Origin of the sequence: Tenacibaculum sp. Cn5-46 (assembly GCF_022347705.1) — a bacterium.
GTDB lineage: Bacteria > Bacteroidota > Bacteroidia > Flavobacteriales > Flavobacteriaceae > Polaribacter > Polaribacter aiptasiae.
In genome coordinates, this window is sequence record NZ_JAKRGD010000007.1 from 191,942 (window position 1) to 217,902 (window position 25,961).

29 protein-coding genes are annotated in these 25,961 nt (G+C 29.4%); 10 read left to right on the top strand and 19 right to left on the bottom strand.

All coding sequences use genetic code 11. The features are described from left to right. Positions 1-10: 10 nt before the first annotated feature. The 16 genes from MHN29_RS15045 to MHN29_RS15120 form a co-directional block, all read right to left on the bottom strand. On the bottom strand, positions 11-940 hold the full coding sequence (locus MHN29_RS15045) for an AraC family transcriptional regulator (protein ID WP_235275368.1): 930 nt from the start codon (positions 938-940) through the stop codon (positions 11-13). 45 nt (positions 941-985) lie between these two features. Next, positions 986-1,351: a DUF2255 family protein gene (locus MHN29_RS15050; protein WP_235275369.1), complete on the bottom strand. Its 366-nt coding sequence runs from the start codon at positions 1,349-1,351 to the stop codon at positions 986-988. An 86-nt stretch (positions 1,352-1,437) separates the two neighbouring features. Beyond that, positions 1,438-2,487 carry an alpha/beta hydrolase gene (locus tag MHN29_RS15055; RefSeq protein WP_235275370.1) on the bottom strand — a complete coding sequence of 350 codons (1,050 nt, stop codon included), beginning with the start codon at positions 2,485-2,487 and terminating at the stop codon, positions 1,438-1,440. 146 nt (positions 2,488-2,633) lie between these two features. After that, positions 2,634-3,530, bottom strand: a complete 897-nt coding sequence (locus MHN29_RS15060) for an AraC family transcriptional regulator (protein WP_235275371.1) — start codon at positions 3,528-3,530, stop codon at positions 2,634-2,636. A gap of 52 nt (positions 3,531-3,582) precedes the next feature. After that, a complete protein-coding gene (locus tag MHN29_RS15065; protein WP_235275372.1) occupies positions 3,583-4,410 on the bottom strand; it encodes an SDR family oxidoreductase in 828 nt (275 codons plus the stop codon). Between the two features lie 218 nt (positions 4,411-4,628). Then, positions 4,629-5,540, bottom strand: coding sequence for a bifunctional UDP-sugar hydrolase/5'-nucleotidase (locus MHN29_RS15070; RefSeq protein WP_235275373.1), 912 nt, complete (start codon positions 5,538-5,540; stop codon positions 4,629-4,631). Then, a complete protein-coding gene (locus tag MHN29_RS15075; protein WP_235275374.1) occupies positions 5,540-6,289 on the bottom strand; it encodes a 5'-nucleotidase C-terminal domain-containing protein in 750 nt (249 codons plus the stop codon). The genes MHN29_RS15070 and MHN29_RS15075 overlap by 1 nt, the downstream gene beginning before the upstream one ends. 9 nt (positions 6,290-6,298) lie before the next feature. Continuing rightward, on the bottom strand, positions 6,299-6,742 hold the full coding sequence (locus MHN29_RS15080; protein ID WP_235275375.1) for a hypothetical protein: 444 nt from the start codon (positions 6,740-6,742) through the stop codon (positions 6,299-6,301). After that, positions 6,732-7,922 carry an ABC transporter permease gene (locus MHN29_RS15085; protein WP_235275376.1) on the bottom strand — a complete coding sequence of 397 codons (1,191 nt, stop codon included), beginning with the start codon at positions 7,920-7,922 and terminating at the stop codon, positions 6,732-6,734. The genes MHN29_RS15080 and MHN29_RS15085 overlap by 11 nt, the downstream gene beginning before the upstream one ends. Next, entirely contained in the window at positions 7,919-8,551 is a 633-nt protein-coding gene (locus tag MHN29_RS15090; RefSeq protein WP_235275377.1) for an ABC transporter ATP-binding protein, read from the bottom strand. Before MHN29_RS15090 ends, MHN29_RS15085 begins: the two co-directional genes overlap by 4 nt. A 1-nt stretch (position 8,552) precedes the next feature. Further along, positions 8,553-10,232 carry a PhoX family phosphatase gene (locus tag MHN29_RS15095; RefSeq protein ID WP_235275378.1) on the bottom strand — a complete coding sequence of 560 codons (1,680 nt, stop codon included), beginning with the start codon at positions 10,230-10,232 and terminating at the stop codon, positions 8,553-8,555. Positions 10,233-10,235: 3 nt separating this feature from the next. Further along, positions 10,236-10,733 (bottom strand): hypothetical protein, encoded by a 498-nt coding sequence (locus MHN29_RS15100; protein WP_235275379.1) that lies wholly within the window; start codon positions 10,731-10,733, stop codon positions 10,236-10,238. Continuing rightward, positions 10,733-11,209 (bottom strand): hypothetical protein, encoded by a 477-nt coding sequence (locus MHN29_RS15105; RefSeq protein ID WP_235275380.1) that lies wholly within the window; start codon positions 11,207-11,209, stop codon positions 10,733-10,735. The genes MHN29_RS15100 and MHN29_RS15105 overlap by 1 nt, the downstream gene beginning before the upstream one ends. A 26-nt stretch (positions 11,210-11,235) precedes the next feature. Beyond that, on the bottom strand, positions 11,236-12,450 hold the full coding sequence (locus MHN29_RS15110) for a GTP-binding protein (protein ID WP_235275381.1): 1,215 nt from the start codon (positions 12,448-12,450) through the stop codon (positions 11,236-11,238). Further along, positions 12,450-13,115, bottom strand: a complete 666-nt coding sequence (gene folE, locus MHN29_RS15115) for a GTP cyclohydrolase I FolE (RefSeq protein ID WP_235275382.1) — start codon at positions 13,113-13,115, stop codon at positions 12,450-12,452. The genes MHN29_RS15110 and folE overlap by 1 nt, the downstream gene beginning before the upstream one ends. Further along, the gene (locus tag MHN29_RS15120; protein WP_235275383.1) at positions 13,108-13,512 is read right to left on the bottom strand and encodes a MerC domain-containing protein; all 405 of its coding nucleotides are present in this window, start codon (positions 13,510-13,512) and stop codon (positions 13,108-13,110) included. Before MHN29_RS15120 ends, folE begins: the two co-directional genes overlap by 8 nt. A gap of 544 nt (positions 13,513-14,056) precedes the next feature. On the opposite strand from MHN29_RS15120, the gene MHN29_RS15125 reads away from it, so the two are divergent. After that, positions 14,057-14,941, top strand: a complete 885-nt coding sequence (locus MHN29_RS15125) for an AraC family transcriptional regulator (protein ID WP_235275384.1) — start codon at positions 14,057-14,059, stop codon at positions 14,939-14,941. An 89-nt stretch (positions 14,942-15,030) separates the two neighbouring features. Then, entirely contained in the window at positions 15,031-15,531 is a 501-nt protein-coding gene (locus tag MHN29_RS15130; protein ID WP_235275385.1) for a hypothetical protein, read from the top strand. A gap of 52 nt (positions 15,532-15,583) precedes the next feature. Here MHN29_RS15130 and MHN29_RS15135 read toward each other — a convergent pair whose 3' ends face one another. Together MHN29_RS15135 and MHN29_RS15140 are read right to left on the bottom strand one after the other, a co-directional pair. Beyond that, positions 15,584-16,285 carry a LytTR family DNA-binding domain-containing protein gene (locus MHN29_RS15135; RefSeq protein ID WP_235275386.1) on the bottom strand — a complete coding sequence of 234 codons (702 nt, stop codon included), beginning with the start codon at positions 16,283-16,285 and terminating at the stop codon, positions 15,584-15,586. Then, entirely contained in the window at positions 16,282-17,286 is a 1,005-nt protein-coding gene (locus MHN29_RS15140; RefSeq protein WP_235275387.1) for a sensor histidine kinase, read from the bottom strand. The genes MHN29_RS15135 and MHN29_RS15140 overlap by 4 nt, the downstream gene beginning before the upstream one ends. Before the next feature lie 193 nt (positions 17,287-17,479). Between MHN29_RS15140 and MHN29_RS15145 the strand changes: the two genes are divergently transcribed. The 3 genes from MHN29_RS15145 (at position 17,480) to MHN29_RS15155 (ending at position 20,075) form a co-directional block, all read left to right on the top strand. Beyond that, positions 17,480-18,394 carry a hypothetical protein gene (locus MHN29_RS15145; RefSeq protein WP_235275388.1) on the top strand — a complete coding sequence of 305 codons (915 nt, stop codon included), beginning with the start codon at positions 17,480-17,482 and terminating at the stop codon, positions 18,392-18,394. A gap of 33 nt (positions 18,395-18,427) precedes the next feature. Next, the gene (locus MHN29_RS15150; RefSeq protein WP_235275389.1) at positions 18,428-19,597 is read left to right on the top strand and encodes a serine hydrolase; all 1,170 of its coding nucleotides are present in this window, start codon (positions 18,428-18,430) and stop codon (positions 19,595-19,597) included. Positions 19,598-19,703: 106 nt separating this feature from the next. Next, complete coding sequence (locus MHN29_RS15155) at positions 19,704-20,075, top strand: VOC family protein (RefSeq protein WP_235275390.1); 372 nt, start codon at positions 19,704-19,706, stop codon at positions 20,073-20,075. Between the two features lie 330 nt (positions 20,076-20,405). Here MHN29_RS15155 and MHN29_RS15160 read toward each other — a convergent pair whose 3' ends face one another. Next, positions 20,406-21,497, bottom strand: a complete 1,092-nt coding sequence (locus MHN29_RS15160) for a glycosyl hydrolase 53 family protein (RefSeq protein WP_235275391.1) — start codon at positions 21,495-21,497, stop codon at positions 20,406-20,408. Positions 21,498-21,682: 185 nt separating this feature from the next. Between MHN29_RS15160 and MHN29_RS15165 the strand changes: the two genes are divergently transcribed. The 5 genes from MHN29_RS15165 (at position 21,683) to MHN29_RS15185 (ending at position 25,799) form a co-directional block, all read left to right on the top strand. Further along, on the top strand, positions 21,683-22,282 hold the full coding sequence (locus MHN29_RS15165) for a DUF6642 family protein (RefSeq protein WP_235275392.1): 600 nt from the start codon (positions 21,683-21,685) through the stop codon (positions 22,280-22,282). Between the two features lie 64 nt (positions 22,283-22,346). Further along, positions 22,347-23,348 (top strand): metal-dependent hydrolase, encoded by a 1,002-nt coding sequence (locus MHN29_RS15170; RefSeq protein WP_235275393.1) that lies wholly within the window; start codon positions 22,347-22,349, stop codon positions 23,346-23,348. Positions 23,349-23,706: 358 nt separating this feature from the next. Continuing rightward, positions 23,707-24,654: a bifunctional helix-turn-helix transcriptional regulator/GNAT family N-acetyltransferase gene (locus MHN29_RS15175; protein WP_235275394.1), complete on the top strand. Its 948-nt coding sequence runs from the start codon at positions 23,707-23,709 to the stop codon at positions 24,652-24,654. 3 nt (positions 24,655-24,657) lie between these two features. Then, on the top strand, positions 24,658-25,071 hold the full coding sequence (locus MHN29_RS15180; protein WP_235275395.1) for a DUF2000 domain-containing protein: 414 nt from the start codon (positions 24,658-24,660) through the stop codon (positions 25,069-25,071). 47 nt (positions 25,072-25,118) lie between these two features. After that, on the top strand, positions 25,119-25,799 hold the full coding sequence (locus MHN29_RS15185) for an alkylmercury lyase family protein (RefSeq protein ID WP_235275396.1): 681 nt from the start codon (positions 25,119-25,121) through the stop codon (positions 25,797-25,799). The last annotated feature ends 162 nt before the right edge of the window (positions 25,800-25,961 follow it).

A 25,961-nucleotide genomic window follows, 5' to 3' on the forward strand; every position in this document is an offset into this window, starting at 1 on the left:
TATCCGCCTTTTAATTCAATGAATGATTTTTAATATACTCTTTAGGACTCATTCCTACTTTCTTTTTAAATACTCTTGTAAAATACTGTGGATACTCAAAACCAAGTTTATATGCCGTTTCTGATATGGATAAATTTGGATTTAACAACATGCTTTTTGCTTCTTCAACTAAAAATAAGTTAATTTGATCTACAGCAGTTTTCCCTGTTTCTGCTTTGATAGTATCACTCATGTAACGGTGACTTACATTTAACTGAGCAGCCATCCAATTTACTGTAGGAATACCTTCCTCTGTTAATAAATTTTGTTCAAAATAACTATTTAGAATTTCCTTAAATCTTGTAATTAGAATTTTATTCTCATCCGTTCTGTTCAAAAATTGTCGTTTATAAAATCGATCGGCATACTTTAATAAAGTATCTAACTGAGAAATGATGATTTCTTTACTAAACTCATCTTGGTTATTATGATATTCAGTTTTAATATTTTTAAAAATATCTTTTATAATCTGTTCTTCTTTAGGCGATAAATGAAGTGCTTCATTTACATTATAATTAAAGAAATTATATTTTTTAATACTTTCATAAATGTCCAAGTTCCTGATATAATCTTTATGAAAAGAAATATGATAGCTTTCCGAACTAAAAACCATATCATTAAAGGTTAAAGTTTGGTTGGGAGCTGTAAATAACATAGTTCCATTGGTACAATCATATTTGGTACGTCCATAAGACAATTCACCAGAAATAATGTTTTTAAAACTAATGCTATAAAAATCGCATGAAAGTATCACTGGTTCATTAAAAGCATAGGTTTCGCAACTTGCTTTTTCATTCTCTTTTAAATCTGAATGCAGTATGCTAAACAATGGATTTTCTGGCTCTGGAAAATCATAATATTTATGCATTTCTGATATATTATTGAAGCTAAATACTGGCATTATTGTTATTTTGTGTTATAAATTTACTATTTAATTTTGATACTCTTAATCAAGTATTGGAATCAATTCTAAAGTAGAAGCTTCATGCTTTTTAGTATTGTAGGTTAATCGCATTGCTGGATATAAGAGACCTAATAATTTTCTATACGCTTTATTTACTTTAGGATTTACTTCATCTAAATCATGAGGGATTACACCATTAATTTCTACTTCTAGACCTCCAATTTTCATGGCTCCCTTAGAATTAACTAAAAAAGCATCGTACCAACTTCTTTTTCCAAATTTATACTGACGGACAAAAAAGCGTCCTTCAGTAGCAACAATGGTAATGTCGATAAAACGATGGTCTCCGCATCTAATTTGATGTACTTTTTTACTTTGTATTAATTTTTCTAATTCTTGAATTGTCATATAAAGTCATTTTAAAAAGAACCTTTTGTTATTATCATTAGATAAATCAAAAGGCTCTTATCTTATAAAAATGTATAAGGAAATTATTATTTATTGAAGAATTCTGCTACTGCATCTGTTGATACCTTTACTGCTTCTGGCTTGTAGTAGAAATCTACATGTCCAAATTCTTCTAAAGCCATAACCTCGTGTTCATTTGTTAATTTGTCAATAAATTGTGTTGAACAAGGGGCAGTCATTGCATTTTTACCATATACAACTAAAGTAGGTTGCACAATTTTATCTGCATATGCTTCTCCAATAGAAATTAATGACTGCATTGCTTGGTCGCCAATATGTAAATTTGAAAAGGTTTTAATAGCTTTAGGTCCTCTAAAACCATCTCTTCCGTAATAATCATAGGATTCAGCAGCCATTTCTGGATATGCTGCGGCCTCCATAGCTTCTTCTCTTGACATATCATCAGTAAGCCCAAAAGGAACTACAATATCTGCTTCTCCAGTTTCATACATTTTCTGCTTTGATGCATTAGCTGCAGCAATCATTTGATTAGCAGCATTTTTATCGGCCCATTGAAAACCATCTGCTGCCATCATACCAGAAACCATTGCAATTTTCTTAATTCTATGGTCGGTAACTGCTGCCGATGCAATGATAGAACCACCTTGACAAACTCCTAATCCTTCAATCTCTTCTACAAAAGGTAATGTTCCTAAATAAGAAACCGCATCCCATGTATTTTCTATTAATCTAAACATATATCTAGATTTTTTATGCTCTCCTGGTAATGCTGGAGAATCTCCCATTCCTAAATAATCAAAGCCTAAGAAAACAAAGCCTCTTTTTGCCATTTCTGGTCCATAGGTTGCCATAACCTGTCCTTTAACTTGTGGAAATGGACTAGCACTTACAATGGCCTTGTATTTTTTGTTTGGATCAAAACCTTCAGGCAAGTATAAATCGCCTGCTAATTCTACTCCAAATGATGTAAATGTTACACTGTTTTTTCCTGCTTTTAAATTTTTCATTGTATTCTCTTTTTTAGTTGTTATTTGTTCTGAAACCGTTGTTTTTTGTTCTTTTTTACAACTTATAGTTAGTATTACTACACTTGCTAATATTAAAACTTGTTTCATTTTTTATAATGTTTAATGATTACAGTGCAAATTTAAATGGGCATCCAAGCTTGAAACTTAAACATTTTGGTATGAGAGTTATACTTTTTGGTGTAAATAAAAAAATCCACTTAAAAAAGTGAATTTTCTACAATTCTATTAATTCTCTAGTTAAGAGTATGTCTATATTCTTTGGGCGACTTTCCTGTTTGTTTTTTAAATAATTTACTAAAATGTTGAGGATATTCAAATCCTAAATCATATGCTATTTGACTAATACTTTCAGAAGTTCCTATAAGTTTGTCTTTCGCTTTTTCAACAATAAAAAGAGTTATATGTTCTTTTGCACTTTTTCCTGTTTCTGTTTTCAAGGTATCACTTAAATAACGTTGCGAAACATTCAACCTTAAAGCTATATCTTCAATATTTGGAATACCACTTAACTGATTTTCATTATAAAAACATCTCAGTTCAACTTTAAATTTATCTAATAAAATACTTGAAACTTCTTTTCTATTTAAAAACTGACGTTTATAAAACCTATCTGAGTATTTCAACAATGTCTCTAGTTGAGAAACAATAATATCCTTGCTAAACTCATCATGATTATTGTGGTACTCAGTTTCAATAGTTTCAAAAATCGACTGTATTAACTTCTCTTCTTTGGGAGATACATGTAAAGCTTCATTTGTTGAATATGAAAAATATCCATAATCATTGATTTTTTTTGATAATTCTGTACCTCTTATAAAATCTTCATGAAAAGTAATTATAAACCCATTTTGCTCCATTTCAGTGGTTTCATCCCATTGCATTATTTGCCTTGGAGCCATAAAAACCATAGCACCATTAGAAAAATCATATTTTGTACGCCCATAGTTTAAACTTCCTGAAATTACTCTCTTAAATGAAATGGAATAACAATTATTCATCATAGGAGGGGAGCTCTTTCGCAATGACTTTATAAAACTTTCATTTATTGAAACTACACTCAATAATGGATGCTCTGATTTAGGAGCATTTATATATTCCAAATAGCTTGAAAAACTTTTAAAATGTAACATAACTCTTCACCTTAAAATGCTTTTGACAAAAGATAAGTAAAAACTTTTATTCTTAATTTAATAATCCAAATTGATTTGATACCATTTCGAAAAATCCTTTATCATCCATCGATTTACGTGCTGCCATGAATTGTTCTGCATCTGGACCTGCTAAATACCTTAATTGTTCTTTATTGTCAGTTACCGCATTGTATACGATTTCAGCAATACTATCAGAAGTACTAAGATGTCCCATATATTCTTGAACTGCTGCCATATATTTTTCTAATCCCTCTTTATAATCGCTAATTTCCTTATTACCAGTTAACGATATATTATTGATAAACTCTGTATTGACACCTCCTGGTTCAACCAATTTCACATCAATCCCTAATGATTTTAATTCATATTGAATAGAGCCCGTAAAACCTTCCACAGCGTGTTTTGTTGCATGATATAAACCTTGATACGGTAATGTAAATAAACCTACAATGGATGAAACATTAAGAATAAGTCCATTTTTATTGGCGCGCATATGAGGTAAAATAGCTTTGGTTGTTCTAATTACTCCAAATACATTTACATCAAAAATACGTTGCATTAAAGCCTCGTCTGAAGCTTCAGCAATTCCCATCATACCAAAACCAGCATTGTTAATTAAAACGTCTATTTTACCAAAGGTTGTTAAACCTTTTTCTATAGCCAAATCAATAGTATTTTGTTTAGTAACATCTAACTCCGTAACTAATACATTATCAAGTTTATTTAACTCAGTTTCTTTTTCTGGAGTTCTCATAGTCGCAATCACATTCCATCCTTTTGATTGAAAAATCTTTACTGCTGATTTACCTATTCCTGTTGAACTTCCTGTTATTAATACTGTTTTATTTGTTGAATTCATTGTTTAAAAATTAATATTAAATCTTAAAACAAAATTCTGAACAACAAAGAACTAAAACGTATACTTTTTTACATGAGTTGTATACTTTTTTACTTTAAAGTATTAAAACAAAAAGGGTATAAATTGGCAAGTGGAAACTTAAAACAATATTAAGTTCCCACTGTAGCCCCCATTTAACTTACTATAATTAATAGCAAACTTTATTTTTAGATTATTTCTTAAACCAAAATTGTTGTTCCTGATGACGATTTATTTTTTGATTCATCAAAATAAAAATCAATTCGACCAAGATTTACTCCATAAGCTCCAACTTGATTTACCAACATATTTTTGCCTTCAATATTTTTTACAATAGTAGGTTTAGGTAAAAAAGTATGTGTATGGCCACCAATTATTAAATCAATATCCTTTGTGACTTTAGCTAAATTTAAATCGGAAATTTTCTCTGGATTATTTTTATAATAGTACCCTAAATGTGATAAACAGATGATTAAATCACATTTCTTCTCATTTTTCAACTCTGCGGTTATATCTTGAGTTACTGTTATAGGATCTAAATAACGAGTTTCTTTATACATCTTTTTATTTACTAAGCCATCGAGTTCAACCCCTAAGCCAAAAACCCCTATTTTGATTCCATCCTTTACAATAATCTTATAAGGTTTTACATGTGTGTCTAATACTGTGTTTTTGAAATCGTAATTTGCAGATACAAAATCGAATTTAGCATTAGGAAGTTGTTTGTATAAACCATCAATTGAATTGTCAAAATCATGATTTCCTAAAGTTGCTACATCGTATTTTAACATGCTCATTAGCTTAAATTCAAGTGCTCCTCCAAAGAAATTGAAATAGGGAGTACCTTGAAAAATATCTCCTGCATCTAATAAAAGTGTATTTGGGTTTTCTCTCCTTACTTGTTCTATTAAAGTTGCTCTTCTAGATACCCCTCCTTTATTAGCATATCTATTATGATTTGCATTAAAAGGCTCAATATGACTATGTGTATCATTGGTATGCAAAATGGTTATATGACGTTGTTGCTTACCTACAAATGATGGTAATGTTAATCCACTAGCTGCTAAAACAGATGCACTTCCAACTTGCTTTATAAAATCTCTTCTTTTCATTATTCTATAATTACACGGTTATCAATTGAAGCTTGTAAAGTGTCAACCTTTTTAAAATAGTCTATAATCACATCTCTCATTTTGCAATCTAACTTCGTTAACTTTTCAGGATTCTTGAAAAAGGTCATTTTATCTCCTCCGCTTTGTAAAAAATCTGATGTAAGTACTGTATATGATTTGTTTTTATCAAAATCTTTTCCTCTGATTTTAAGCAAGTAATCGTTATTAGTTAATTTTAAATTTACATTTCTACAAAAAGGATGCGCTGTTTTATTTTTAATAAAATAATCTACTAATTCTGTAATTTTCTCACCTGTAAGAGTTACCGCTACAAGTTCATTTTCAAAAGGCATTAGTTTAAAAGCACGTTCTACAGTTACTTTTCCTTGTGGAATTGTTGCTCTAATTCCTCCATTATTAAGCATTACAAAATCGATAGACTCATTTGTTTTCTTTTTATAAATAGGATTGGCCATTCTATAACATAAATCGGCCATCAAATTCCCTATGGAAGTTTGCATCCCTTCATTATTTTTAAGAAAATCTTTAGGTGCATAGGTAAGTACCTCTTGCATTTCTGCTGTTAACTTCTCCTTATATGGAGCAATTACACTATCTATTTTTTCTGAAGATGCAATTGTAGTAGTTACAGCTATATTTTTGGCTGTTATTTTATTAAGACTCTTAGATTCTCTCTTACAAGAAACTAGAACCAGTAATAAAAGGAGTAAACGAAGTGTTCTCATCATAAAATTTCTTTACTTTTTATTATATAATTCTATTCTACATTCTGTGAGAATATAATTAAAATGTTCAACATCGTTACTATTTAATTTTAAAATTCCTTTTGCTTTAACCGTAGCATCTGTTCTAAAATTACGTTTTCCTACTACATGTAATTCTATGGCTGTTTCTGGACCTCCAACTCCACAAAAAAAACAAGAAGACATAGGTCCTTTAGATAAAACAAAAATCCTTCCTTTTGGATCTACATTTAGAAAGTATCCAGTAATAGCTATCGATTTACCATTTAAGCTTTTAACCGATTCTGAAAATGTTGGATGTAAAAAAGTTTCATCGTGTTCTGGAAAGTATTTATCTCTAAACTTTACTTTAGATAAATCATCCCACGTAACCTTCTGCTGACTAAAGCAGAAACTAGTTACACTTAGAAACAATATGAATAAAACTTTATTTTTCATTACTTAAAATGGTTGAAATATTCATTTTCACAATAGGGTAGATAGCTAAGGTAATTGCCATAATTATGAATAAAAACACCAATAAACCGATATTGGATATTTCTTGAAATGATAATTCTTTAATAATATCTTGATGAAAAATTGATTTAAAAACATACTCTAAACCTATTTTTAAAATAATTAAAGCCAATACAAAGGCTAGTAATAGAATTATAAAGCCTTCATAAGCAACTATTTTTATTAGTTGATATATAGTGGCTCCAAAAGATCTAAAAAGAGCTAAATCAAATGCTCGTTCTTTTATTATTTTATATAAACTTATAAAGATTGTAATACCAGATAATATTAAAATTAAATAGGCTATCCATGTAATGGTTTTTAAACCAATTCCTGTATACTCATATAATCTATCTAATTCATATACAGGTAATGCTGCTTGCAAATTTGTTTGCTTATTTATTTTTCTAGGAAATGTTAAAAACGCAGTAGGATTCTTAAATGAAACTAATAACGAAGTGATTTCTTTATCCTCTTCTATTTCTTCATGTTCATGATGTTCATTACCATGGTCATGTGCATCCCAAATACTTTCTAAACTTGTTAGTAATAATCTATCAATTACTTTATCTGTTTGTTCTAAAACTCCTACAATAGTATATTTTTCATCATGTGATTCTATATCATTTTCTATTAAACCATGTGAGCTTAAAAAAGTATCTCCAATATCTAAATCTAATTTTTCAGCTACTGTAGCACCTAAAATTACTTCAAAAGTGTTTTTTATTTGAGCTCCCTTTGCTAAGCCTGCATTGTATAAGGTCGTAAACTCATTCGTAGTTCCCACAATTCTGTAACCTTTATAATTATCTCCGTAGGAGATAGGCACAGCTTTTTTGATTAAAGGACTATTAGTAATTTGTTTAACTTCTCTAAAAAGAATATTCCCAGTAGGGTTATCAACATGTAAAACAGATGCTAAAACCAACTGTAGAGGACTCCCTTTAGCTCCGATAACCAAATCAATTTTTCCTAAATTATTCTTTCTCTGAAATTCAAAAGATGATTTTAATTGCTGAGTACCTAAAAGAAGCACTATACTAAGCGCTAATGAGAAAACACTTAGAATAGTATACAGTGGTTTAGACTTTATATTTTCTATGCTAATCTTCCAAATATTCATTCTAAAGTGATTTTATTTTGAAAGAATGGTTTAATCCTTTGATCGTGAGTGATTACAATTAATTTTGCTTTGTGTTCTTTAGCTTGTTTTTTAAGTAATTCAATAACTATCTTACAATTTTCATCATCTAAACTAGATGTTGGCTCATCCGCTAAAATGATCTTTGGATTATGAACTACAGCCATTGCAATATTTAGCCTCTGTAATTGTCCCTCACTAAGTTCTTTTACTTTGCTGTTTATACAATGGTTAATTCCTAGTTCTTCTAATAACTCGTTAATCTTGTTATTGTCGACTTTTTTCTTACTAAAAAAAAGACGTGTTTGTAAATTTTTTAAAACACTTAATGATTGAATAGTATATTTTTTTTGAAAAACCAATCCAATATGTTTCCCTCTAAATTCATCTAATTCGCTATTAGAAAGTAAACTTATATCTATATTTTCTACTATTACTTTTCCTTTTGATGGTTTTAGCAAACCTGCCAATAAATGAAGAAGTGTAGTTTTCCCTATCCCAGATTTACCAAGAATAAGCAAGCTCTCATTCTCAGTTACTGAGATATTGGGAAAACTTAATAAAGACCCCAGATCTTTATATTGAAAAACAAGATTTTCAGTTTGAATCATCTTATAACTCTTCTATTTTATTTAGGTTGTTCATTTTTGCAATCAAATTTCCTTTAATTGCTACTACTGCTGATTTAGGTATATTATCGGCATCAAAGGGCCATGTACTTGTTGGGTTTTTAATATCTTTTGTTTGTTCTCCTGGATGTTGAACACTTAAAAACAAAGTCTCTCCATCTGGAGAAAACCAAGGTCCAGTAAGCTCTGCATCTTTTGGAGCTGAGGCTACTCTGATTATCTTCCCAGCTTCTTTTCCATATCTAGGTATTACAAAAAGGCTGTTATTTTTAAAAGGCATATAAGGTTTATCCTCTCTATTCATTGAACTACCAGACATATCTGATGTCATCCATAAATTCCCTGATAAATCAAAGGCTAAATTATCTGGACAAGAGAATCCATTTTCTTCGCCTCCAGCTAAATAAGTAGAAGCTTTAAATGTTAGCGCATCAAATTCACCTTTAGTTTCTTCAATTTTAAGAATTGAACCGTGATAGTCGTTTTTCTCTTTGTTATTTGTGAGCGTAACAAAAATATTTCCTGTTATGGGATCTATTTCAATGTCTTCAGGTCTATTTAATTCAGTAGCTCCTAAAAGTTTTGAAGCTTCTCTTGCTCTTATAAGTACCTCTGTTTGGTTTTTAAACTTATTTTTTAAAACAGGTTGATTTTCCCAATCTAAAGCTAACCATTTACCATTAACTGTATCGGCAACATACAGAGTTCCTTCTTTAAGAGAGTGAGGTTTAGATGATATAAATTTATATAAATGTTCACTGTTTCTATCATCTCCTGTATAAGCAACTACACGTTTGTCTTCTAACTCATAAAGAGTACAACATTCATGTGCAAACCTTCCTAAAGCAATGTGTTTTTGTGCTGTTCCTTTTAAAGGATCAACTTCAACTACCCATCCATAATGTTCTGGAGGATATTTGTAAAATTTTTCCCATCCATAATCGCTAGATTGATGTGTTGGTTGATTGTTTTCATCATAAACTGTTTCACCCCAAAAACCGTCATAATTTTCTTCACAAGTAATGAAAGTCTTCCAAGGTGTAATTCCACCAGAACAATTACTATTTGTTCCTATAACCTTTGTTTTTCCTTTTATAGGACTGTCCCAATTTAGTTCTATGGGTGTTTGTGCTGTAATACGTCTGTTTAATGGATCATTTTTTACAATTTCCCATACTCCTTTATTTTCTCTTATTCTAACAATACTACCACCAACATTGTACATTTCTTTATTTACTTGTTCAATGGTTCTATGTTCTTCTGGATTTTCATAATCCCAGTAATTAAAACCTGAAACAAACATCGGATTTATATACTCATGATTTACCCACAGTAAACCATCTTTGGGGTTATTTTCATCTAATGGAATGAAACAGGTAAAATCGTTATTAAACCCAAAAGTATCTTTATCGTTGATCTTGTCGCCCCATTTTATAAGTACTTGATAATTTAATTCATCTGTAAGTAACAAATCATCTTTATCAGAAGGAGCTAAGTCTTTTAAGGTTATCTCTTTTAACTTCCTTAAAAACTCTTCAGATATTTTTTGCTTAGATAGGGGAGTTGTTGTATTCCCACAACTAGTTATAAAAGGAGGTATTGTTAAAACTCCCAAGCTAGCTTTTCCTAAAAAGGATATAAATTTTCTTCGATTGTATTCCATGCTTTAATTCAGAGAATGCTTTTTTAAACAGGTCAAATTTGAATAAATACTCTTAAAATTATTTTCATACCTGTTATATACTTTACCACTTATTTTTACTGATTGTCTGGAAAAATTACCCAAACTAAGCTGTAACTCTTTTATCTTATTATTAAGGAAATATGAAAAAATAGCATCTTGTCTATGGTCACCCAACCAAACTAATTCTGAATGCCTTTTCTCTTTGGTTATTTTATTATAAAATGTATGTAAACCACTTATATTTGAAAAAGATTGTCCTCCTAATGCATCTAAAATGATTTTATTATCATTAGAAAGGACAAAACAAATGTTCTTTATATGATTTTTTATGATTAATTCTTTTAAACTGTCTAAAGTTTTATGGTTTGGTGAAAAAGAATTTCCTAGTGATGTATAAAAATAGTTTTGATACTTAAAAGTATCATTAACAACTGTTTCTAAACAATCTGTTGGACATAAAAGAAAAAGAACTTTATTCATTAGGCTACATTATCTGGATTTGTATAAGGGAATGATGAATGGTGTAAGTCTATTTTTAATTCTCCATCGACTAACTGATAACCAAATGTGTATTCTACTTTAGCTTCATTTCCTTCTAAATCTGTAAAGAAATAGTTCCCCATAGCAATGGCACGATTGTCTTCAAAAATAAATCCTGCATTTTCAAATCTAACTTTAGTCCATGGTTGAATAGCAAAACCTTTATCTTCCTTACAAGCTCTATCTTCACCTGCAATAAAATATGACAAAGCTTCTGCTTTTGTTGGTCTAAATTGTTCTATCTCACATTTTGTTGGTTTGAATAAAACAGCAGCAGTTTTAAAAGCATAACGCTCATCTAAAAACTCTTTTGCATAGTTCTCACATTCAGACCTTTTATCTTTCAATGAACCTATTTTAACTACTCCATTTCCCCATTTGGTTTGTACATCTAATACTTGTTCTTTTGTTATCATTTTAATATAATTTGAAGTTTAATATTTTAATTTGCATAAGTTCTCTGTACAGGCCAATTATCTTCATAACCAATTGCCCATTCGTGAGTTGATAATTCTTTGTTTGTTGCTAAACATGCATCCAATTTGGATGTTATCTCTGCTTCATTCATATTTTGACCGATGAAAACAATCTCATTTTTTCGATCACCAAAAGTGATATCCCATTCACTTTCAATAGTTCTTTGGTTATTTAAAAATGAAGCATGTTGCGAACGCTTTTCAAAAGGCATACTTGCCCACCAAACACCTGCACTGTCTGCTCTTAAAGAGCCACCTGCTTGTCCCCAAATAAGTGCTTGTTCTGGACGTGAAGCAATCCAAAATAAACCTTTACTACGTATGATTGTATGAGGAAACTCTTGCGCTACATAGTTCCAAAAGCGAATAGGGTCGAACGGTTTTTTGCTTCTATAAACAAATGAATTAATACCGTATTCTTCAGTTTCTGGAGTATGATTTTCTTTGTTTAACTCTTCTATCCATCCTGCACTTTGCTCAGCTTCTTCAAAGTTGAATAGACCCGTATGAAGTATTTCTTTAGAATTAATTTTACTAAATGCTGATTCAATAATCTTTGCTGACGGATTTAGTTTATGAATCGTAGCTCGCAAAAGTGCTAGATCTTCTTTTTTAACTAAATCTATTTTGTTTAAAATGATAACATTAGCAAATTCAACTTGATCAGTTAGTAAGTTAACTATAGTACGATAATCTCCTTCAATATCTGTTAAATCCCTATCTATTAAAGTTTCAGAGCTTCCAAAATCCTTAAAGAAATTAAAAGCGTCTACCACAGTAACCATCGTATCTACATAACTAAAACTAGATAAGTCGATACCTTTTTCTTCATCTACAAAAGAAAATGTTTGAGCTACTGGAATAGGCTCACTAATACCAGTACTTTCAATAAGTAAATAATCAAATCTGTCTTCTCTTGCCAATCGTTCAACTTCAATCATTAAATCTTCCCGTAGTGTACAGCAAATACAGCCATTACTCATTTCTACAAGCTTTTCTTCTGTACGAGACAACGTATTTTCACTTTTAACTAAGTTAGCATCTACATTTACCTCACTCATATCATTCACAATAACAGCTACTTTTAGCCCCTCTTTGTTATGCAAAATATGGTTGAGTAAAGTTGTTTTCCCAGCACCCAAAAAACCACTAAGTACAGTTACAGGAAGTTTTTTATTCATTAGTCTATGTTTGAATTATTGATAATATTTAGAAATTCTTTCCTTAAGCCTTCATCTTTAAATGCTCCACTATATTCAATTGTAGTTGTATAACTGTTCTTATCTTTAATACCTCTTGATGAAACACATAGGTGTTTAGCGGCAATCATTACAATTACATCTTCAGTATCTAAAGCATTTTGTAAATCTTTAAGAATTTGGAGAGATAATCTTTCTTGAACCTGAGGTCTATGTGCATAGTAATCTACCAAACGATTAATTTTAGATAAGCCTACAACTTTATCTTTTGGCATATAAGCTATGTGTGCATGACCTGTAATAGGTAAAAAATGATGTTCACAAGCAGAATCAATGGTTATATTCTGTTCAACCAACATTTTTTTATATCCATATTTATTTTCAAAAATTGAAAGCTTTGGCTTATTCTTTGGATTCAAACCATAGAAAAGCTCTTTTACATACATCTTTGCAAATCTGTAAGGAGTACCAGATAAACTATCATCTGTTAAATCAAGACCTAATTCCTCCATTATTTTCCCAAAATGATACTGAATTCCTTTTATCTTTTCATCATCTGATTTTTCAAAAGCATCTGGACGTAAAGGAGTTTCAACATTTGATGAAAAATGATTGTCACCAATAATTTCTATCTGTTCTTTATTCATGATTAACGACGTATTTATCTGATTTACACTGACAGTATTTTAAATTGTAAACATGTAATACTATCAATATACTAGCTGGTATATGTACAGCATATTCTGGAATAGAAATCCAGTTTAATTTTTCATTAAGAATAACAACAAGTAATAAAGCCCATGTTACCCAAAAAGCTGGTTTTATATACTTATTTGTTGTTGTTTCTGCTGAACGATAAATAGCCAAAAATGAAATAGCTAAGAAAACATAATCTATACTTTTCCACCACGTAGGAGCATTTTCACAACCTCCAGTTGCACAAGTTTGGACTATAAATAAAAAAGGAGTGGCAATACAGTGTATCATGCACAAACCACTTGCAAATGCACCAAAAGTATCTGGTTTAGCTAAAGTTATTTTCATTATTTGTTTTTATAATTAAACGCAACTTAGTTGCAAATATATAGATCTTTTTTATTTTAATGCAACAAAGATGCGTTAAGTTGATTTGTTATTTTATCTAATAGATATAAAAACAGGATAGGAGAAAAGAATAAAATGAACAGATAAAGACTAATCAATATGGTTAACAGTCTCTAAATCAGCAATAGAAGTGTAATTTTAATTAATCGAAGCTTTTTGATATTTCATCGACACTTTTTGTTCTTTTAACTAATAAGTAATATCAAATTTTAGCATTTTTTGTAAAGAAAAATTTTTAAACACGAATTTTTATAGTTATATTGCAACTGGTAATCAATAGGTTACCTAGCAATTGTATAGGTCGGGGGACTTATTTTTGCTAAGAAAGAACTCTACTTGTAGGGTTCTTTTTTTGTTATTTTGATAAACTTTATAAACTCAGTTTACTTGAAGCACTACACTAAAAACATAATTTTTAAATTATTAAAACCCAAATAAATATAAATAATTATGTTTTGTATCTTAGTTTTCAAATTATATCAATATGACATTTAGCACTATTGAAGAGTTATTGGAAGAAATGAATATTTCTAAGTTCCAAAAACATCAAAACTTTCACATTCTTAAGTTTAAAGATCATTTAGACGAAATTCCAATGAAAACTGATTTTCGTAAATGTGATTTTTTTCAAATTGTTATTACTAAAAATCATAATGTTGATGTAATTGTTGATAATGTATCTTTTTCAGCAATGGAAGATAGTATTACTTTTATGGCTCCACATCAAACATTATCTACTAATGTAAAAAGTATTGAAAATTTAGGTTTGGGATATATGCTAGTCTTTAGTTCTAATTTTTTGCGTTTGGGTATTTCTGAATTTGATTTAATCCAAAAATTCCCTTTTTTTAACGTTAATTATTCACCTGTCTATTTTTTAAAAGAGAATACTGCTGATTTTTTTCATTTAATGGAAAAAATTTATAAACTCTTCCAAGAGTTTAGTTCTGAAAATCTTGAAATTATCCGATCATATTTAACAATTTTACTTTACGAAGGTCGAAAATCGTTTTTTAATGGTGAAATCCAAAACACTGTTGCATCTCGACATAATGAAGTAGCTTTTGCATTTGAAAACCAAATTAAAGAAACGGTTAATAAAAGAAAACCTATAGAACATTATGCCAATAAACTAAATATCAGTAGTGTTTATTTATCTGAATGCGTTAAAAAAGCCACTGGCAAAACTGCTAAACAGATTATTACAGAATATGTTATTCTTCAAGCCAGTTCTATGTTACTGCAATCAACAAAAACTATAGATGAAATAGCATATAACATAGGATACTCAAATACATCAAATTTTGGCAACTTCTTTAAAAAACATACGGGAATGACTCCGTCTATTTATAGAAAAATCCATAAATAACATAATTTTTAATAATCATTACCTAGTTTTTAATACCAATATTCATGTATTACGACTGTAAATTTGCAAATGATTATTAAAATTAAATTATGTCAGAAATAACAAATACAAAATCAAGAAAAGATTTTTTTTGGTTAATGCTTACTTTTATCTCATTAACAGCATTAGGTGCAGTAGAACTTTTTGAACAAATAACATATGTTATTAATTGGCTTGTAGGTGATCCAGTTGTAAATGCTGATAGTTTTAGAAAATTTCATCATGCTGTAGATGCTGGTGTTTTTCATTTCCCTGTTTCAACTACTGTACTTGTTGGTTTTATTATGTTGATTAGGAAAAAATCTAGTTTTATGAAAAATGCTGTTGAAAAGAATGCTATTTGGATAGCCTTTATTGCTTTTTTAATAACCTATGCTATTTCTGTATATATTATCACAGGAATTAATGTTCCTGTTTTTAATGAAAATAGTGTTCCTACAGAGTTAATTCCAGGCAAACTAAAACTATGGGGGATTTTAAATGTGTTTAGATTTGTTTTACCTGCTTACGGAATCTATAAACTATCTACGCTACTTAAATTGAAAAATTAATCTTGAAAATTAATTATAAAAGTCTGTATATAAATTACAGGCTTTTATTGTTTTAGCTCTTGTTTTCTGCTAGAAGTTTTATTTTTTCAAAAACCATAACCTTATAAGTAGCACTTACAGGTATCTTTTTATCTTCAATTACTAAATCTGTACGCGTTGCTTTAGAAACTCTATCTAAATTGGCAATATAAGACTTGTGCGTTCGCTGAAAATTGTCTGGTATTAGAGTAGCAATGTTAATTAAAGTTTCTGTGATAAGATACATTCTTGCATCGGTAAATATTTTTAAATAATTTCCAAAACTCTGAATGTATTGAATTGATTTGAATGATATATTAAGAGGTATTCCATCGTGTTTGATTTGTAACTCTTCATTCTCTTTTTCTTTTTTAGGTTCAATTAATTTTGATGAAGAAACTTTATTAATCGCTTTTAAAAAACGGGCTAATTTTATAGGTTTCAATAAATAATCAACTACGCCATAATTATAACTTTCTAAAGCGTATTCTGAGTAAGCTGTTGTTAAAATAACCTTTGGTGGATTAATCAAGGAACGCAAAATTTCCATACCATTTAATTCAGGCATTTCAATATCTAGAAAAATTAAATCTACAGTATTTTGCTGTATGAAATTGACAAATTCAATTGGATTTCCAGTACTTAACACCAGTTCAAAATTGTTAATTTTTGAACAGTACTCTTCCAAAACTTTGCGTGCTAATATTTCGTCATCTATGATTCCTATTTTAATCATTTATCTCTTTTTCTTTTAGGTAAATTAATTGTTAAACTAGTACAAAATTCATTTTTTTTATGCTCTATTTCTAATACATAAGCATTTGGATATAATAAATTTAGACGTCTCTTCACATTTTCAAGTCCAATTCCATTTCTCTTAGACTCCTTTACTATGGTTGGGATAGAATTTACAACAGTAAAATAAAATGCACTATTTTTTATAGAAGCTGTTACATCAATATTACTCGGTTCATTTGTAGCTTGTGCGCCGTGCTTAATAGCATTTTCAACAAAAGGTATTAAAAGCATTGGAGCTAATTCAAAACCTGATAAGTCGCCTCCAATTAAGAGCTCTATAGTACAACGTTTACTTAATCTTTTTTCTTCTAACAATAAATAATTTTCTACAAACTCAAGCTCTTCTTTTAATAGTACTCTATCTTTTTTAGCACTTTCTAATTGATATCTCATCAATTCAGAGAGTTGCATTACAACATCAGGGGTTTCGAGAGATTGTTGTCTAGAAAGAGCATAAATACTATTTAATGAATTGAATAAAAAATGGGGGTTTACTTGTTCTTTCAAATAATTTAATTCCATTTCTTTTTGTAATTTTTCTTTTTCCGCATTTTCTTTTTGAACTATCATATTTCTTCTTAAAAAGAAAGCTGCCATTCCTGTTCCTGTGGTATATAAAAAAAAGAAAAAAATTTTAGAGACAATAGCCCAATCTTTTCCGTAAGTCTTTATGTAAGACACCAAAAATATACTCCCTATAAGTAATGTTATAAATAAGAAATATCGTTTTTTATCTAACAAAAAAGGAATAAGAATGAAATGATTTATCCATATCAAAGTCATGATAATAATTGTATATTCTAATTCCCATAAGTAAAAAGAAAGATCAGATTCAAATTGATCTCTGGTTAACCATCCACTCATTATTTCAAGTAATAGCACCAATAAAAAAGCACCTATATTAATAAGTAGTATATTTTTCCAAGACTTTTTTTTCATGAATAGTTTCTATTAAAAAAAAATAAAGATACTATCTATCAATACAAGTTTCATAATTTCTTTACAAAAGCGATATATCAATGATGAAATGATTTTATCATTTAATCTTGCCCTTTATCCTGTAAAAATAAATTCACGGTTTTCATCCACTACTTTTATCGAAGAGTTTTCAATAATCATTAACAAAATAAGTATGAAAAACTACACAATTTTATTGTCAACACTTGTATTGACACTCTTTTATATCTCTTGTGATACTAAAAAGCCAACTTCTATTCAAAATGCTGCAACTACAATAGAAGCTCCTTATAAAGGCCTGAAGAGACCTGATAAAATAGCTGAGTTGTTTCCTGTAAATTTTCATTCATCAAGAGATAGAGAATTAAAAGGAAGCTTTTCTCCCGATATGAAAGAGTTTTCTTTTACTACTTCTCATTATTTACCTTTTTTACCTAGCGTTATTGTATTTAAAAAAGAAGAAAACAAGTACAACTCTTGGAAAAAATACGATTTCCATGCAATGGATAGTGGTGATGATAACATTTTATATGCTAAAACCAAATATATAGAACGTACCGATACTGGCTGGTCAAAAATTAAAAGTCTAGGCTCTATGATTGAAAAAGATAACTGGGGAATAATGCGTTTAACAGCATCTGCAAAAGGAACTTATGTTTTTGATGATTATAAAAATAATGATGTCATTCGTATATCAACTATAAAAAATGGAAAGCGTGAAGAGCCGAAGCTATTAGGTAAAAATATCAATACTGGTAAATGGACAGCTCATCCTTTTATAGCAGCTGATGAATCTTTTTTAATGTGGGATTCTGAAAGAGAAGAAGGTTATGGAGGTTCAGACATTTATATCAGTTTTAAACAAAAAAATGGTTCTTGGGGAACAGCAATTAATTTAGGCAATAAGGTAAACACTGCTATTGATGAAAATACTGCAAGGCTAACTAAAGACAAAAAATATTTATGCTTTTGGAGAGCCATTGAAAAACAAAAAGAAGATGGAACTACTTATTGGATATCTAGTAAACACTGGGTGGATTTCATTCAACTTAAAAAAGAGCTAATGAAACTTGATAATTCCAATCAATAAAATATTATTCAACTTTTATAAATATTCAATATTATGAAAAATAACCTACTGATTTTACTATGTTTTATACTAACACATAGCGGCTTTTCTCAACAAATACATAGTTCGGAAGCCGAAGCAACAGAAGCTGAAACTAAACTTACATTTTGGAATATTCCAGATATTAAAAAAGCTTTTATCGACACTTCTCCTGATAAAAGAAATGATGGCATTTCTGTTGGTAAATTGACAAATAAGAATGGAAAAGACAAAATTGTTCAATTAGCAAAAGAAATTGCAGAAGGAAAACACGGTAAATATGATGGCTTACTCATATCTCATAAAAATAAATTGGTTTTTGAATCCTATTATAAAAAGGGACGTATTAACCTTGCACATGGTCAAGCTTCTGCTACTAAAGGTCATACAAGTTTAATATTAGGGCGTGCAATACAAATGGGGTATTTGTCTATGAATGATTTAAATAAACCTCTTGTTCATTTTTTAAAGGATTTAGACCCAACAAAATTTGTAAAAGGAGCAGAAAGAATTACTCTTCATAAAGCTTTAACCATGCATGGTGGACTTACAATTGATCGTGATAAGTGGAAAGAAATTGAAAAAGACACTGCTTTATTAAAAGGTCAAGGTTTGGTTCAAACACTTCTTAAACATAGCAAACCAATTACAAAAGCTTCTCAAACTTATTTATATGGTAATTTTAATCCTAGATTAGTTATGCAGGTTATTGATGCTGTGGTTCCTGGTACAGCACAAGATTTCATCAAAAGAGAACTTCTAGATAAATTAGGAATTACTAATTATAATTGGAAAAACGAAGTTAGTGGTTTACCAGAATCTGGATGGAAGGTAAAAATGACCTCTCGTGATATGCTTAAATTAGGGAAATTAGTACTTGATAAAGGAAAATGGAATGGAGAACAACTTATCCCTGTATCATATCTTAAAAAAGCTACCAGTGGAATAGTAAAGCCTACTGAAGATTGGATGCCAAAAACTTATCGTTATGGGTATTTCTGGTACCAAACACCTATTGTAGTTGGTAACAAAAGTTATAATGCTTCTTTTGCCTGGGGAGGCGGTGGACAACGTATTATTGTAGTAGAAAAACTTGATTTAGTTATTGTTATTACTGGACATGATAGAGATGATAAAATAATGACTCCAATTTCTGAAATCGTTATACCTGCATTTGTTCAATAAATTAGAAAGACTATAAAATTAAACTAACCAACTCATATTAAGCAGAAAAAGTGTAATTTCATAGAGCTTTTTGTACAGAAAATTAATACTATAAAAACAAAATCATATGAAATTAGGAGCTTTTTCAATAAGTCTTAGTGTAAAAGATATAAAGGAGTCTAAGAAATTTTATGAAACATTAGGTTTTAGTGTTTTAGGAGGAGATATAGATAAACATTATTTAATAATGAAAAATGGTAAAGCACTTATAGGGTTATTCCAAGGAATATTTGAAGGTAATATTTTAACATTTAATCCTGGATGGGATGAAAATGGGAAAAATATTGATGAATTTGATGACGTTCGTAAAATTCAACAACATTTAAAAACTAATGGAATCAGTTTAACAAATGAAGCAGATGATACAACAAAAGGTCCTGCTAGTTTTACATTAAACGATCCAGATGGTAATATCATTTTGATAGATCAACATCGCTAGAAAAAATAAAATAACAATGATTCTTTTTAAAATATAAGCTTAATTCGAAATGAACAGAAAAAATACAGTTTACTGGTCTTAAAGTTTTTAAGAAAAAATGGTCATATGATGTAGTAAATATGTAGTGTCCTTTGTAGTGGTTTTGTAGTTCTACAAATAAGAAAAGGAGGGGAGACTGTATTTATATTTGTTTCGCTGTTGAGTATTTAGCTGTTGGGAATAGCTAAATTAATAGATAGTTTTATGGTTAAAAGCACCCTTCTTGGGTGCTTTTTTATTGATAAATATAAAGTTATATAGAATTAAAGTTTTATTAAATTCGAAGCAATTTTAAAACTCTTCTAAAACAGGCAAAGCTTTGTTACTAAAGTCAAATAAAGCTTGATTTTCCCATGGAGAAGCATCGGTAGCTTGATTTCCTTTCCATGCTACTAATTCAGCTCCCCAATAACAAAAACCTATTCCATTTTTAACTTCACTCGTAAGTTTTTTAATTTTTCGTATAAATAACTGTTGTCCCTCTGGTGATGCTCGATAATCAGGTAAAATCAAGTGACTATCTAAACCAACAATATTATTAGTCCAATCATTCCAACCTAATGTAAAAGGATACGCTGTTTCAGCTATGAGTATTTTTTTATCATGCTCATTATTAGCCAACTGATTCATTGTAGATGTCAACTTATCCAAAGATTTCCCGTGCCAAATTGGGTAATATGAAAGTCCAATTATATCATAATTAAGTGTTTTTACTTGATTATAAAACCATAGAGCATTTTCTACACCTGCAAAATGTATTATAATTTTAGTACTCTTAGAGTGGTCTCTAACAGCTTTAATTCCTGAACTCATTAGTGCACTAAACTGATTATAATTATCAGTTATATGTCCCATTGGATGCAAAAACCCGGTGTTAATTTCATTACCAATTTGAATGTATTCTGGCTGTAAATTTTCTATTACTTGTTTAGTATAATCATAAACTTTGTCTTTCATTTCAGAAAAATTGAGTCCCATCCAATTCGCTGGTATTTTTTGCTGACTAGGGTCTGCCCAAGTATCTGAATAATGAAGCGTTAACCATATTTTAAAACCTTTGGCTTTTAACTCTTTAGAAAATTTTTGAACTTCATCAAAACCCGAATGTACATTCGAAGGATTTACCCATAGTCGTAACCGAATAGTATTGATACCACTTTGTTTCAGGATATCTAAAAAATTTCTCGAATTTCCGTTTGAGTCATAAAACTTTGTGTTTGAACTTGATATTTCAGGAAACCTAGAAATGTCTACAGCAGAAATAAACTCTTGTACTTCATCTTCATTTTCAGGATTTATAGTATTGCTCTTACTACAAGAAGTAAAAACTAAAACGATTACAAATAGAATCCTGAATACATTCAAAAAAGCACCTTTATTCATCTTTAAAATATTGGAAAAACGAATATAATTAAAAAGAGTCTATTTTTTAATTGAATACATTAAACAAGAGCAGGGAAGTATTGTTTAAATTACCAACATTCTCTTAACTTTTTACGCTTAATTTAGAGTTAAATAATAGAAAGAGTTGTAGTATTTTTGTCTTTCATTTTTATAAATCCAGAAACTTGTTAAAAAACATAGAGCATTTACCCCAAGAAAATTATAGAGAAACAGACTATTTTATATTCTGTTTGGAAGCTGTTGATGATGTTGAAATGAATGAGGATACACTTACTCAAAAGAAATTAGAGGAGTTAACTATGCAATATGGAATCGCTAGTATTTATCAAACATGCGATTCTATTGAAGGCTTAGAAGCAAGTTTAAATACTTTGGTTTTAGATGATCACAATTTTAAAAACTATGAAATTATCTACTTTGTTATAACAGGCGAAGCCAATAGCATTTGTTTAAATGATTATTACTATAGTTTACAAGAAATTGCAGAGATTTTTGAAGGTCGATTAAATGATAAACTATTGCATTTTTCTAATGCAAAGGTGCTTGATTTAGATGAAGATGAAGCACAGTATTTTTTAGATATTACAGGAGCAAAAGGTATTTCTGGATACGGTAATCAATTTAATGGAATAGCTAGTTCTGATCTTGATAAAGTGTTTTTTAACCTGTTTAAAAAAGATGATGACATGTTAAATGCAGTAGAAGAACTTTACAAAAAACACTATAAACTTTGTAAACTTCTCGATTTTAGATTGTATTATTAAATTACTAAAGCTTATTTAATTCACACATTATAATTGTATTATTGTTAAAGTAAAGTAGTTAAAATTGGATTCACTTACTCAGATTGTATTAGGAGCAGCAGTTGGCGAGGCTGTTTTAGGAAAAAAAATTGGCAACAAAGCTTTACTTTATGGAGCTATTGGAGGTACTATTCCTGATCTTGATGTGTTTCTGGGTTCTTTTACAGATACCATTACTGCTATAGAATTACACCGTGGTTTTAGTCATTCCATTCTATTTTCCATTATTATGGCGCCACTTTTAGGCTGGTTGGCCAATAAGTTAGAAAAAAAGAAAAATCTTGGTTGGCAGCCTTGGGCGAAGCTATTTTTTTGGAGCTTGATTACACATCCATTGTTAGATGCCTTCACTACATGGGGGACACAAATATTTTGGCCATTAGATATCAAAGTAGCTTTCAATTCTATTTTTGTTATAGATCCTTTATATACTTTACCATTTCTATTTTGTTGTATTGCGGTTCTTTTTTATAAACCTGAATCAAAACGAAGGGCACAAATTAATAAGTTTGGTCTTATAATATCTACAAACTATCTTTTTATCGCCTTGATTTTAAAGTTAATCGTTTATAATAAAGTAGAAAACGAATTAAAAAATCAAGGTATACAATATACTGCCATTAGTACACGTCCAGCAGCTTTGAATACTATTTTATGGAATATTAATATCGATACAAAAGACAATTATCTTATTACCGATTATTCTTTTTTTGATACTCAACCCTTAAAATTTACTACATATCCTAAGCATCGTGAAAAATCTGATGTATTAACTAAATACACTAATGTACAACGACTTATAAATATTTCAGAAGGTTGGTATATTATAGAACAAAAAGATAATCAGTGGTATTTTAACGATTTACGTTTTGGATTAATCCCCAAAAAAGATGGTACTTCATTTTTTACTTTTTCTTATCTTTTAAAAGAAGAGGAGGGAAGTATCCAAGCAACAGAACTTCCTAAAACTGGTCGTGATGCCAAATTTTTAATGAAAACACTTTGGCAAAGAATTAAGGGTAATTAATAATTGTTGACTATAACTATTTCTTATTTAATCAAGGCATAAAATAAACTTAACTAATACTATTAAGACATTCTTTAATTTCATAACAAATCTATTAATTTTAAACATCCTGTTTAGAATTTATAAATTGAGGATGAAAAACATTAAAATCTGTTACTTTTTTTGACCTTTCTGAGAATCGCGTATTTTAAAATTTCTGTATCATAGTACTGAATACTCAATTCTCAGAGAGGTTAAAATTTGATTGCTTATAGATAAAATTTTAGTCAACGATAAATATTAAAATAACATGTTATTTGTTTGATTATTATTGTATTACTATATTTACGTAACTAATTACGTAATTAACTATACAAATATGTTTTATAACAGAGTAGGAAAAATAGCATTAGGGAGTAGAATGAGAATGTTAAGCGAATCTATAACAGAAGATGCTAAAAGCTTATATCAACTATATGGAACTGAACTTAAACCAAAATGGTTCCCTGTATTTTATATTCTTTCAAAAAAGCAAGAAGAATCTATAACAACTATAGCTGAAGAAATAGGACATTCACATCCTTCAGTAAGTAAAATTGTAAGCGAAATGCGTAAAGAAGGAATTGTAGTAGAACAAAAAGATAAAAAGGATAAACGAAGAAACCTTATTTCTCTAACAAACAAAGGGTTAGATATTTCAGATAAAATTGAAAATCAATATAAAGATGTTGATAAAGCAATTGAATTGGCATTAAGTCAAACCCAGCACAACATTTGGAAAGCAATGGAAGAATTTGAATATCTATTAAAACAAAAATCTCTATACAAAAGAGTCGTAGACGAAAAGAAAAAGAGAGAATCTAAAAATGTAAAAATTGTTAGTTACGAAAAAAAATATCAAAGTGCATTTAAGCACCTTAATGAAGAATGGATTAATACTTATTTCAAAATAGAAGAAGCTGATAGAAAAGCACTTGATAATCCTAAAGAATATATTATAGATAAAGGAGGACATATTTTAGTGGCTTTATATAATGATGAACCTATAGGTGTTTGCGCTTTGCTAAAAAACGATACTATTCAAAGTGATTTTGAACTAGCTAAAATGGCTGTATCACCAAAAAGTCAAGGATTGGGAATTGGTTATAAAATTGCTAGTACTTTAATTGAAAAAGCAAAATTAGATGGAGCCAAAGAAATATACCTAGAAAGTAATACTATTCTAGAACCTGCAATAAAACTATATGAAAAACTAGGATTTGAAAAGGTTTCTGGTTATGCAACACCTTATGAAAGATGCAATATACAAATGATATTAAAGCTTTAAAACATGACGATAGATTCTAAGATAGCCATTGTAGTAAAAGATGATTTAGCTAACTGGCAAAAATTAAATGTAGTTTCATTTTTAGGCAGCTCAATAGCTATAAAGTTTCCTGAAACTCATGGAAAACCATTCGTAAATGCTTCTAAAGAAGAGTATTTACCATTTATTAAACATCCTATATTAATTTACAAAGCAATTGATAAACAACAAATTACTAGAGCTTTCAATAGAGCAAAAGAGAGAGATTTACACATTGGTATTTATACTCAACCTTTATTTAGCACAAAGAATGAAGCTGGAAATCATATAGAAATCGCTAAATGTACAGATGAGCAACAAGATTTGGTAGGGATTATTATGTATGGAGAAAACAGAAAGGTAAGTAAGGCCTTAAATGGTTTAAAGTTTCATGATTAATTTCAGTAGGTATTATGAGGAAAACTCAATTTTATTAAACTAATTACATGGTAACAAAATCTAGTTTACATTATTCAATAATCAGATATATAATAGATAATGGCTTTGCTCCAGATAGCCAAACATTAGCTACTATTTTAAAGAGTAAAAAAGAAATTGTAGAAAAAGGACTATACGAACTACAAGAATATCATGGAGTAGTACTTCACCCTAATGAACCGAAAATATGGGTAATTCATCCGTTCTCTTTAGCACCTACAAATTTCTTGGTGAAATCAAAGCGAGGGGAATGGTGGGGAAACTGTGCATGGTGTTCCTTAGGTTTAGCTGCTTTATTAAATGAAGATTTAAAGATTATTACTAACTATGGAGCACATGGAGAAAAGGTAGAAATAAACATTATAAATGGTAAGATTCAAGAGGAAGATTTATATATACATTTTCCAATTCCAATGAAAAATGCTTGGGATAATGTAATTTACACTTGTAGTACAATGCTTGTTTTTAAAAACGAAAAACAAATAGATCATTGGGTAAAGCAACATAATATACCTAAGGGAGATATTCAACCAATCACTAAAATATGGGAATTCTCCAAGGTTTGGTATGGAAATCATCTTAATCCAGATTGGAAAAAATGGACTATGAAAGAAGCCCAAGAATTATTTACTGAGTTTAATTTAACTGGAAAAATATGGAGTTTACATAATACAAATGGTCGATTTTAATAAGTACAACTAGATTAAAATATCACACTATAAATCACACTCTTTAATATATTTTTGTTGATTTTTTTCTTCTCAAGACTAATACTCTCTACCTGAAACAACGATAGGAGTGAAGCATCAATGAAATATTTAAATATAAATCAAAGTCACTTCACATATCAT